At 68.6% G+C, this 9,601-nt stretch carries 13 protein-coding genes and 1 tRNA gene; 10 read left to right on the top strand and 4 right to left on the bottom strand.

Annotated features, from left to right (window positions below; translation table 11 throughout):
• Positions 1-268: 268 nt before the first annotated feature.
• The 3 genes from HGK34_RS21210 (at position 269) to HGK34_RS21200 (ending at position 2,323) form a co-directional block, all read left to right on the top strand.
• On the top strand, positions 269-1,927 hold the full coding sequence (locus HGK34_RS21210; protein WP_201851216.1) for a beta-1,3-glucanase family protein: 1,659 nt from the start codon (positions 269-271) through the stop codon (positions 1,925-1,927).
• Positions 1,928-2,061: 134 nt separating this feature from the next.
• Positions 2,062-2,217 carry a DLW-39 family protein gene (locus HGK34_RS21205; protein ID WP_201851224.1) on the top strand — a complete coding sequence of 52 codons (156 nt, stop codon included), beginning with the start codon at positions 2,062-2,064 and terminating at the stop codon, positions 2,215-2,217.
• 33 nt (positions 2,218-2,250) lie between these two features.
• Positions 2,251-2,323, top strand: a tRNA-Ala gene (locus HGK34_RS21200).
• Positions 2,324-2,628: 305 nt separating this feature from the next.
• Here the strand turns inward: HGK34_RS21200 and HGK34_RS21195 are convergent.
• Entirely contained in the window at positions 2,629-3,207 is a 579-nt protein-coding gene (locus tag HGK34_RS21195) for a TetR/AcrR family transcriptional regulator (protein WP_201851214.1), read from the bottom strand.
• Between the two features lie 90 nt (positions 3,208-3,297).
• Between HGK34_RS21195 and HGK34_RS21190 the strand changes: the two genes are divergently transcribed.
• Positions 3,298-3,744 (top strand): anthrone oxygenase family protein, encoded by a 447-nt coding sequence (locus tag HGK34_RS21190; RefSeq protein ID WP_201851212.1) that lies wholly within the window; start codon positions 3,298-3,300, stop codon positions 3,742-3,744.
• Positions 3,731-4,306, top strand: coding sequence for a PfkB family carbohydrate kinase (locus HGK34_RS21185; RefSeq protein ID WP_201851210.1), 576 nt, complete (start codon positions 3,731-3,733; stop codon positions 4,304-4,306). Before HGK34_RS21190 ends, HGK34_RS21185 begins: the two co-directional genes overlap by 14 nt.
• Positions 4,307-4,361: 55 nt before the next feature.
• Here HGK34_RS21185 and HGK34_RS21180 read toward each other — a convergent pair whose 3' ends face one another.
• On the bottom strand, positions 4,362-5,450 hold the full coding sequence (locus HGK34_RS21180; RefSeq protein WP_201851208.1) for a hypothetical protein: 1,089 nt from the start codon (positions 5,448-5,450) through the stop codon (positions 4,362-4,364).
• A 118-nt stretch (positions 5,451-5,568) separates the two neighbouring features.
• Between HGK34_RS21180 and HGK34_RS21175 the strand changes: the two genes are divergently transcribed.
• Entirely contained in the window at positions 5,569-6,111 is a 543-nt protein-coding gene (locus HGK34_RS21175) for a peptidylprolyl isomerase (RefSeq protein WP_201851206.1), read from the top strand.
• A gap of 210 nt (positions 6,112-6,321) precedes the next feature.
• Positions 6,322-7,029: a rhomboid family intramembrane serine protease gene (locus tag HGK34_RS21170; protein ID WP_307816160.1), complete on the top strand. Its 708-nt coding sequence runs from the start codon at positions 6,322-6,324 to the stop codon at positions 7,027-7,029.
• Between the two features lie 136 nt (positions 7,030-7,165).
• On the opposite strand, the gene HGK34_RS23070 is transcribed toward HGK34_RS21170, so the two are convergent.
• Complete coding sequence (locus HGK34_RS23070) at positions 7,166-7,426, bottom strand: cell division protein CrgA (protein ID WP_201851204.1); 261 nt, start codon at positions 7,424-7,426, stop codon at positions 7,166-7,168.
• Positions 7,427-7,557: 131 nt separating this feature from the next.
• Between HGK34_RS23070 and HGK34_RS21160 the strand changes: the two genes are divergently transcribed.
• Genes HGK34_RS21160 through HGK34_RS21150 form a run of 3 tightly spaced genes read left to right on the top strand, consistent with a single transcriptional unit; the run spans position 7,558 to position 9,321 of the window.
• Positions 7,558-8,331 (top strand): DUF881 domain-containing protein, encoded by a 774-nt coding sequence (locus tag HGK34_RS21160; RefSeq protein ID WP_307816159.1) that lies wholly within the window; start codon positions 7,558-7,560, stop codon positions 8,329-8,331.
• On the top strand, positions 8,328-9,155 hold the full coding sequence (locus HGK34_RS21155; protein ID WP_307816158.1) for a class E sortase: 828 nt from the start codon (positions 8,328-8,330) through the stop codon (positions 9,153-9,155). Before HGK34_RS21160 ends, HGK34_RS21155 begins: the two co-directional genes overlap by 4 nt.
• Before the next feature lie 7 nt (positions 9,156-9,162).
• On the top strand, positions 9,163-9,321 hold the full coding sequence (locus HGK34_RS21150; protein ID WP_201851202.1) for a hypothetical protein: 159 nt from the start codon (positions 9,163-9,165) through the stop codon (positions 9,319-9,321).
• Here HGK34_RS21150 and HGK34_RS21145 read toward each other — a convergent pair.
• Positions 9,318-9,601: transposase (locus HGK34_RS21145; RefSeq protein WP_201851200.1), on the bottom strand; the 284-nt coding region annotated here is incomplete at its 5' end. The two genes, HGK34_RS21150 and HGK34_RS21145, sit on opposite strands and share 4 nt — an antisense overlap.

Raw genomic sequence — 9,601 nt, 5'->3', positions numbered from 1 at the left:
CCTGACACCGGCGACGATGTCCACCACCCTGCTCTGCCATGCCCACCAGGGCATAACAGAGCCCCGAAAACCGCCCCCCACCAGTATCAAGACCCCCTCAGCAGACACACATTCTGGCCGCTAACCCAGTAGGTCTGTCGGCCCAGACGCGTCTTCGAAGGGTGACAAGTCAGTAACCTGTACTTATCGTGGGACGGCGTGCCGGGCAAAGGCGTCTGTGCACGCGGGGCAACGGGGCTCCACTGCCGACGAACCCGAGGAGGTTCAGATGTCATCGTCCCGGAAACTGATCGGAACCCTCGCAGCAGTCACGTGTCTCCTTGTTCCCTGGGCCACCGCCGCGCAGGGCGTGCCAGAGGGTGGGGCGCAGCAGGCCGTCATGGCCGTTCCCGACAGCATCCCTCTGACCGTCACCAACAACTCCGACCGCGGCGACCAGGTCTTCCTCTACATCTTGGGCGAGCGTGACGGCCAGATGGGCTACGCCGACGCCGCAGGCGCGTTCCATCCATGGCCCGACGCCGGCGCCGTCCCTGAACCGGCGCCGGACGCCTCCATTCCCGGCCCCTCACAGGGGCAGTCGACGACGATCCAGATGCCGAAGCTCTCCGGCCGCGTCTACTTCAGCTACGGCTCGAAGATGACCTTCCAGATCGTGCTCGACGGGCGGTTGGTGCAGCCAGCCGTGCAGAATCCCAGCGACCCCAACCGGGACATCATGTTCAGCTGGACCGAGTACACGCTGAACGACTCCGGCCTGTGGATCAACAGCACCCAGGTCGACTTCTTCTCCGCGCCCTACCAGACAGGTCTGCGGACGTCGGACGGCGAGATCCTGCACACCGGAATGCTCAAGCCCGACGGATTCTCCAACGTCGTCTCCGCACTCGACGGCACGCCGGGGTGGAACGGCCTGAAGCAGACCGCACCGAACGGCTCCGTCCTGCGCGTGCTGTCCCCGGGACACGGGATCGGAACCGGTCAGATCTCCCCCGATGTGATCTCCTCGTACGTCGACGACGTATGGGAGCGCTACCGCTCCAGGACCTTGACGATCGCACCGTATGGATTCGCGCCGGACACCAAGTTCTTCGGAACCGTCTCGGGCGACACGATGACGTTCACGAACTCCGGAGGCGGATTCGTGGCGAGCTTCCCCAAGCCCTCGGCCGAGTCGATCTTCGGCTGTGCCGGCGACCTGTTCGCTCCGAACGACGACGTCGGTGCCATCGCCCGGACCCTGTGTGCCGGATTCCACCGGTCGACGCTGTTGCTGGGCGACGTCCACCCCGGTCCGTCGTCGGACACGTTCTACGAGGACGGGCGGACGAACTACTACGGGAAGTACATCCACGAACAGATGGCTGACGGCAAGGCATACGCCTTCGCGTTCGACGACGTGGAGAACCAGGAGTCCCTGGTTCACGACGGCAGCCCGACAGAGGCGTTCATGCAGCTCGATCCGTTCGTGGGAGCGGCCACTCCGATCGGGGGCTCAGGTGGGGGCGGCGAGGACCCACCCTCCGGCGCACTGCCGGGGGGCACGGGCAGCGTGCTCGCCGGCAACGGCATGTGCATGGATGTGCCGTGGGCGGACGCCTCCGACGGCAATCCCATCCAGATCGTGTACTGCAGCGGAAACGCGGCCCAGACCTGGACTCGCTCGGACGGCACGATCGCGGCGCTCGGCAAGTGTCTGGACGTGTCGGGAGGCGGGACCGCCGATGGGACCGCGGTCCAGCTGTGGACGTGCAACGGCACAGGCGCCCAGCAGTGGACCTATGACGCCGGTGCGCGGCATCTGGTGAACCCTCGGTCGGGCAAGTGTCTCGCGGTGATCGGTGGTGCGATGCAGGACGGGCAGAAGCTCGAGATCCGTAGCTGCGGGGGCGGCGTCGAGCAGTCATGGACGTTCGGCGCGTCCTGACGGCGGGCATGATGCGGCGGTAGGCGTGGCGGGCCGGGATCCGGCCCGCCACGCCTGCCTTGACGACATCGGAGGTGCTCCAACTGGTCGTCGCCGCCGCGAATGTGGGATTGTGGAACGCACGAGGACCGCAGATGTCGGTCCGTCGTTCACCGACCACGGAGGAACTCGTGAAGAAGCTGCTCGTCCTCATTCTGGCCGCCGGCGCCGGGTACATCCTGTGGCGCAAACTCAACGAGGATGCCGAGGGCCGGGACCTGTGGTCCGAGGTCACCGACACCGTCGAGTAGTATGTGCGAGGCGTCGGTACCGGCGTCTCGCTCGGGGCCATGGCGCAATTGGTAGCGCACCTGCTTTGCAAGCAGGGGGTTAGGGGTTCGAGTCCCCTTGGCTCCACCCACTCCCACCAGGCGCGATACCTAATCGGCCCGGTGGGATTCGCCGTTTCAGGGCCCGAAGTCCGTCGCGAGGTCGGTCCACGCGACTCCGTCGTGCCGCCTCTCCGTCGTCGACGTGGTCAAAGACGTCATCCATGACCGTCGCGCCGGTCTCCAGTTCTGGTCGCAGTTCGTGGCGGTAGACCAGCTCTGTGACGGGGTCCCGGCGTGCCCGGTGACCCCGCACCCCGGGCTCCGGCATGAGGCATTCTGTCTCGCAGGAGCACGAGGTCGTGTGCTGTCCACACCTGACGGGACGGCGGGTCAGAGCGTGGCAAGCCGGTTCACCAGCAGCTCCGTCCTGCGCTCGGCGTCCTCCGGCGGCAGCCGTCCGGTCCGGGTCAGGGTTGCCAGCCCGTGCACGGCCGCCCAGAACACCTCCGTGAACAGGCCCGGGTCGACATCGGCGCCGGCGACCTCGCCGAGGTTCTCCAGCAGGGCCGCGAAGGCGTCCTTCAGCGGTTCGGGGGTGTCGGGCTGCGCGAAGGCCAGGCCGCCGTCGAGCTGGAACATGGCGTCGTACACCGCCGGGTTGCGTTGCGCGAAATCCAGGTAGGCGCGAGCAAGGGCGGCCACCCGTGCCCGCGGGCCGTCTGCGGCGGACGCTGCGGCCCGGAGCGCGATCGCCAGCTCGGCGGCGCCTTCGAGAGCGACGGCACCGACGATCTCGCGCTTGCCGCGGAAGTGGCTGTAGAGCACCGGTTGGCTGTACTCGATGCGCTCGGCCAGCCGGCGGGTGGTGACCGCGTCCCAGCCGTGCTGCTCAGCGAGTTCGCGGGCCGTTGCCAGGATGAGGCGTTGGCGGGTCGCCCGTTCGCGCTCCTTGCGCTCCTGTACTGACATGACCCGAGCCTAGCATTGCTAGACGTACGAGCAACAGCAGTGCTAGCGTCGCACTACGAGCTATCGACGCTAGATTCAGAAGGGGTCCTCATGCTCAACGCACTTGAGGTGTTCACCACCGTGATCGTCGGTGTGATGGTAGGGGTGGAGTTCGCCGTTGCCGTCGTCCTCAATCCGATCCTCAATGCCCTCCCGGACGACGCGGGCCAGCGCGGCCGCGCCCACGGGGGCCGGATGCTCGGGGCGGCCATGCCGGTCTGGTACATCGGCTCGGTCGTCCTCGTCGCGATCTGGGCGGTCGCGGGACGGCAGCACCAGGGAACCGAACTCGTCGTCACCGCCGGCGCGCTGCTGATCGTCAGCGTGATCATGTCGGTCCTGCTGCTCGTCCCGATCAACAACCGGAACAAGGCGTGGACCGCCGACAACCGGCCCGACGACTGGAAGCAGCAGCTGAAGCGCTGGGACCGCCTCCACTACCTCCGTGTCGCCGTGATCGTCGCCGCCTTCGCTCTGCTGGTCCTTGCCCTCACCTGAGTCCGGGCTACGCCGAACGTGCGACGCGGCGATCCCGACCGACACGGTACGAGCCGCCCTTGCTGCCAGACGGACAGGAGCCCTCGTGGTGCTGAACGCGGCGCCGTCGGGCCGACTGCCGGATGACATCTGGTCTCAGGTGGACGTCCTCGTCGTCAACGAGGCCGAGGCAGTCGACCTGGTCGGTCTCACCGAGGGGGCCGACCTCCTCCCGGCCGGCAACGAAGAGGCCGCCCCCGAAGCGCTCGCGTCGTCGCTGCTCGCCCTGGTACCCGCGGTCGTCGTTGCGCTCGGAGGCGCCGGCAGTCTCGTCGTGGAACGGAGCGGATCGCCGGTCAGGACTCCGGCCGTCGAGGTTCATGCCGTCGACACGACGGGCGCGGGAGACACCTACTGCGGGGTGCTGGCCGCCGCTCTCTCCCGAGGCGCCACCCTGCCCGACGCCACACTCAGCGCGGGTGCGGCAGGTGCTCTCGCGGTCACGCGCAGGGGAGCACAGGACGCCGTTCCGACGGCCGCCGAGGTGGAGACACTCGCCACCGGCAGACACGTGCGACCGTGAACGACGACGCCGGGCGGACACCCGAAGGCACCCGCCCGGCGTCGTGCCCGAGGGATCAGGCGGGCTTGCCCGCGGAACCCTCCGGGGTCTCGACGTCATCGAACGCATACGCGTCCTTGCCCTGCTCGTCTTCGGAACCTGCGCCGGAATCGGGCGTTTTCTTCTTCGCCGACCGTGAGGTCGCCGGGGTGGGCTTCGCCATGTCCTCCGGCTCCGGTGAGTCGGCTGACGAGGTCTGCTCCGCGGCGGTGTCCTCCTCGGCCCCCGTGGAGGTCCAGGGCGTTGCCTCCGAGACCTTCTGCGCACCCGCACGAGCCGCGGAACCGGCCTTGCCCGCAGCGGAACGTGCCGCCGACGTCGCCTTGCCTGCTGCTGCCGACGCCTGCCGGGCAGCCGCACCCGCGACCTCCCGGCCCTTGGCGACCGCCGTCTCGGCGGCGGAACCGACCCGCTGCTTGGCGTCCGTGGTGTTCGACGAGCCCGAGTAGTCAGCGGCCGACGTCTGCTCCCACGGTTCGGCCCACGGGTCGCTCTGCGGCTGCGCCCGCTTCCAGAAGACGTAGCCCGCGGCCACCGCGCCGACCCCGACCGCAGCCCAGACCCAGCGCTTCCCCGCCGAGCCGGTCTTGGCTTCCTTGGCGGCCTGCTTCGCGGCGGCCGAAGCAGCCTTGGCCGATGCCTTCTCCGCCGCCGCGGCAGCCTTCTTCGCGGCCTTCGCCGCTCTGCCGGTCAGGTGAGGGGCCGCTGCCTCGTCGACCTGGTGCTGCACCTCGGCCGCGTGCGCCGCGGCGATGTTCGCCGCGGCCACGGCGCGCGGGAGCAGGTCATCGACGATCTTGTGGTGCGCGGAGTCGATGAGAGGCACGGCTCTGTCCGCGGCCTGCCGTACGCGGGGCGCTGCCGCCTGCACGCCGTCCCGCCACGCCTTCTCCGCGCGAGGCTGTGCCCAGTGCCGCAGCTCGGTGACCCGCGGTTGTGCCCAGTCCTTGGCGTGGATGGCCTGCTCCTTGGCCTGCCCGGCAAGTGTTCCGGCCTGATGCGCAGCCCTCGTGCCCCGCTCGCTCAGCAACGCGGCGGCAGCGGCGGCCTGCTGCTTCAGCTTTTCCGTATCGACCTGGTGTTCACCAGTGATCTTGCGTCCCATGGAAAGGAACCCCCCGGGATGTCTGCCGTCCAACAATCTGGTATGTAGCACCCACTCTGCCATCGCATGCCGCGCGTGGCGAGGCCGGACACTCGCGCGACGTGGAAAGATTGGAGGCATGTTCGCAACCCTGCACACATCCGCCGGTGACATCCGCCTCGAGCTGTTCGGTGACCACGCTCCGAAGACGGTCCGCAACTTCGTCGAACTCGCGCGCGGTGAGAAGGCCTGGACGGACCCCCGCACGGGCGAGGAGCGCAAGGACCCCTTCTACGACGGCCTGATCTTCCACCGGGTGATCGACGACTTCATGATCCAGGGCGGGTGCCCGCTGGGCACCGGCACCGGCGGCCCCGGCTACACGTTCGACGACGAGATCCACCCGGAGAAGTTCGAGTTCAACGAGAAGTACCTCCTCGCCATGGCCAACGCCGGCAAGCGCCGCAACCCGGTGACCGGTGAGCCCGAGGGCACCAACGGGTCCCAGTTCTTCATCAGCACCGCGGAGACTCCGTGGCTGAACGGTAAGCACACGATCTTCGGAAAGGTCGCCGACGACCCGTCGCGCGCCGTCGTCGATGCCATCAGCAAGACCCCGACCCGTCCGGGCGACCGGCCGGTCGAGGACATCACGATCAACTCCGTCACCGTCGAAGACTGACCGGAGGGCCGAGAAATCGCCGACGACGAGGCAAGCGCGACCCCCGACGCGCCGGCCGGGCCCCCGGTCTGTCCGCGGCACCCCGACCGGCCTTCCTATGTGCGCTGCCAGCGATGCGGGCGTCCGGCCTGCCCTGAGTGCCAGCGGCAGGCCGCCGTGGGTATCCAGTGCGTCGACTGCGTGAAGGAGGCCGCCCGGCAGGCACCACGGGTGACGACCGTACTGGGCGGCAGCATGCGTGCCGGGAGGCCGGTCGTCACGTTCACGATCATCGGGATGTGCGTGGTGAGCTTCCTGCTCCAGCTCGTCCCGGGCCTCGGCTGGACCGACCGGTGGCTGTTCTGGCCGGCTGGAGGTGCGACCGAGCCCTGGCGCTTCCTGACGGTGGCCTTCCTGCACTCCACCGGCATGCTCCTGCACATCGCCTTCAACATGTACGCGCTGTACATCACGGGCCAGTTCCTCGAACCTCTCCTCGGCCGGGTGCGGTTCGCGGTCCTGTGCGCGTTGTCGGCGATCGGCGGATCCGTTGGCTTCCTGCTGTTCGCAGGGCTGCCCGGTCCGTTCGGCGTGTCCTGGATGCAGGGCACCGTCGGTGCCTCAGGAATGGTGTTCGGCCTGTTCGGCGCGATGTTGCCAGTACTGCGCCGACTGGGCCGGTCGGCCGGGCCGATCCTCGTCCTGCTGGCGATCAACGGCGTGCTCGGCTTCGTCGTCCCCAGCATCGCCTGGCAGGCGCACCTCGGAGGGCTGGTCACAGGGCTGGCCGTCGGATCGGCGTTCGCCTTCGCGCCGAGGCGCGCGCAGGGGCTGATCGGGGTCGCCGCACCGGCCGGGATGCTCGTGATCCTCGTCCTGGCCGCGATCGTCAAGTACGAGTCCATGCTCGGGGCTGCCCTCGCGGCCCTCTCGTACTGAGACCGCTCACCGGTCGAGTGCCTGTCGCGGGCGCAAGGCGTACGCCCCGACCTCAGGACTTTTCCACAGCTTTACCCACAGCTGTGGGAAAGTCTGCCGGTGGCTGTGGAAAGACCCGGAGCGGCTGCCGAGGGCGTCAGCGCCAGCGCGTCGTCAGGCCGAAACCCACGATGATCAGGCCGAACCCGATCGCGAGGTTCCACTGGCCGAGCTGCGGCACAGGAAGCCCCAGCCCCGAACTCGTCAGATAGAACGTGACGATCCACGCGAGACCGAGGACCATCAGGCCCACCATCAGCGGAGCCAGCCAGCGCGGGCTCTCCTTGGGCTTCGCGGCCGGGGCGTCAACCGGCCGGGGGGCGACGGTCTTCTTCTTACGGGGCTTCGACTCGGGCACGCTCGGGGGCTCCTGTCCGGACGGGTGCCGGCCCTCGACCGCTTCGGCGCGTGAGGGTCGGGCGATGGCATTCTCGTGGACTAGCGTAGTGGTCGAGGCGAGCGAACGGTGACGCTGACGGGAGGTTTCCGGTGAGCCGGTTGGTACGGGGCACGGAGTTGACTGCTGCGCGCGTGCGCTCCTGGGTGATCGTGGGCGGCGTGCTCGCGCTCGCAGGCCTGCTGTTCGTCGCCAGCGGGCGCCAGGCGCTCCTGTCGGGCTCGCGCCAGCCACAGGACATCCCCGCCCTGGTGCAGGCCGAGTCGGACCGGGTGACAGACCTGTCCGAACGGGCCTCCGCCCTGAACCGGGAGATCAACTCGCTGACGCTGAGCGACCAGGCCGGGAGTGACCTCCCACAGGTGCCCCCGCCGATCGCCGCCCGCGAGGGGGTGGCCGCCGGATCCTCCGCCGTCAGCGGCCCCGGCCTCACGGTCACTCTTGACGACGCACCGCCGTCGTCCCTGGACACCATCCCCGGCGACCCGCAGCCCAACGACCTGGTCGTGCACCAGCAGGACCTCCAGAACGTCATCAACGCCCTCTGGGTCGGAGGCGCCGAAGCGATGACGTTGCAGGGTGAACGCGTCACCTCCACCTCGGCGTTCCGCTGCTCCGGTAACATCCTGCTCCTGCACGGCAAGGTGTTCTCTCCTCCGTACCAGGTCACCGTCATCGGCGACCAGGAGGCGCTCGTTCAGGCACTGGAGGACGATGAAGGCGTGCAGAACTACCGGGCCTACGTCGACTGGGTGCACCTGGGCTGGGGAGTCCAGACACAGGACCACGTCGAGCTTCCCGCGTCCCAGTCGAGTGGCGAGCTCCGCTACGCCCGAGTCCCGGAAGGAACGGACGTCTTCGCGTGAATCGCTCACCCGCCTCAGTCGCGTTGTTCCCGGCGTCGCCACCACCCACCGGACCACGCCGGAGGCATGCGAGCCACGGAGGACATCCCGGAGGTGGGCTGGTCGCCGGCGTCGTCGGCGTGTTCGGGGAACTGCTCGTCACCGTGGGCGTCCTGCTGGGCCTGTTCGTCGTGTGGCAGCTGTGGTGGACCGACGTCGAGGGCGCTCGCACCCAGCAGCAGATCGTCGCCGACATGGGCTGGGAGGAGCCGGCGGCGACCGACAACGGTCCTCAGACCGCCGTCGCGACCGAGCACCGCGACGCACCGCCCGTCCTCGACGAACCCGCGGCCATTGGTGAGACGTTCGCCCAGATGTATGTGCCGCGCTGGGGCAGCGACTACCTGAAGCCGATCGCCGAGGGCACCGACAAGGCGACCGTGCTCGACACGATCGGCATCGGCCACTACGTGGGCACCGAGATGCCGGGCGCCCTGGGCAACTTCGCCACCGCAGCCCACCGCACCACGTACGGGAAGCCCTACAACAAGATCCACGAGCTGAAGAAGCAGGACGCCCTGGTGGTCCGCACCGAGGACACCTGGTACGTCTACAAGGTCACCGACTCGAAGATCGTGCTGCCGCAGAACATCGAGGTGATTTCCACGGTACCGGGCGTCAAGCCGGGCGAGCCGATGCCGGAACCCACCCAGCGGTTCATCACGCTGACGACCTGTCACCCCATGTTCTCCGCGGCGCAGCGATATATCGTGCACGGCGAGCTGGACTACTGGGCCCCCGTCAGCGAGGGCACGCCGAAGGAACTGCTGGAAGAACAGGGATGACACGTCGATGTACGCCGCACTGTGGAACCTCCTCCCCGGCCCGACCTGGGCCCGCGTCCTGCTGTGCGCGGGTATCGGGATCATCCTGCTCGCCGTCTGCTTTGAGTACGTGTTCCCCTGGCTGAGCGACTACATGCCGTTCAACGACACCACGGTCGGGAACTAGGCCGTGTCCGGTGAATCGCGGAGCCAGAGGATGATCGCGGCGAGGGTGAGTTCGGTGCGGTAGAAGGCGGCTCTCTTGGTGTAGCGGGTGGCCAGGGCGCGGAACTGTTTGAGCCGGTTGAAGCAGCGTTCCACGACGTTGCGGCCCTTGTAAGCCTCGGCGTCGAAGACGGGCGGGCGTCCGCCCCGGTGGCCCTTGCGCAGCCGGTGGGCGGTGTGGTCCTTCTTCTCCGGGCTGGTGAACGTGATCCCGCGTTTGCGCAGCGCCCGGCGGGTTGACG

The sequence above is a fragment of the Myceligenerans indicum genome, assembly GCF_016742955.1.
GTDB lineage: Bacteria > Actinomycetota > Actinomycetes > Actinomycetales > Cellulomonadaceae > Myceligenerans > Myceligenerans indicum.
The sequence above is the reverse complement of the archived record's forward strand: the minus strand, read 5'-3'. Positions and strand labels throughout refer to the sequence as shown.

Bases quoted from the DNA above. Each gene is read 5' to 3' on its own strand.
- HGK34_RS21210 (WP_201851216.1), top strand. From the start codon at position 269: ATGTCATCGTCCCGGAAACTGATCGGAACCCTCGCAGCAGTCACGTGT.
- HGK34_RS21195 (WP_201851214.1), bottom strand. From the start codon at position 3,207: ATGTCAGTACAGGAGCGCAAGGAGCGCGAACGGGCGACCCGCCAACGC.
- HGK34_RS21205 (WP_201851224.1), top strand. From the start codon at position 2,062: ATGTCGGTCCGTCGTTCACCGACCACGGAGGAACTCGTGAAGAAGCTG.
- HGK34_RS21175 (WP_201851206.1), top strand. From the start codon at position 5,569: ATGTTCGCAACCCTGCACACATCCGCCGGTGACATCCGCCTCGAGCTG.
- HGK34_RS21150 (WP_201851202.1), top strand. From the start codon at position 9,163: ATGTACGCCGCACTGTGGAACCTCCTCCCCGGCCCGACCTGGGCCCGC.
- HGK34_RS21180 (WP_201851208.1), bottom strand. From the start codon at position 5,450: ATGGGACGCAAGATCACTGGTGAACACCAGGTCGATACGGAAAAGCTG.
- HGK34_RS21190 (WP_201851212.1), top strand. From the start codon at position 3,298: ATGCTCAACGCACTTGAGGTGTTCACCACCGTGATCGTCGGTGTGATG.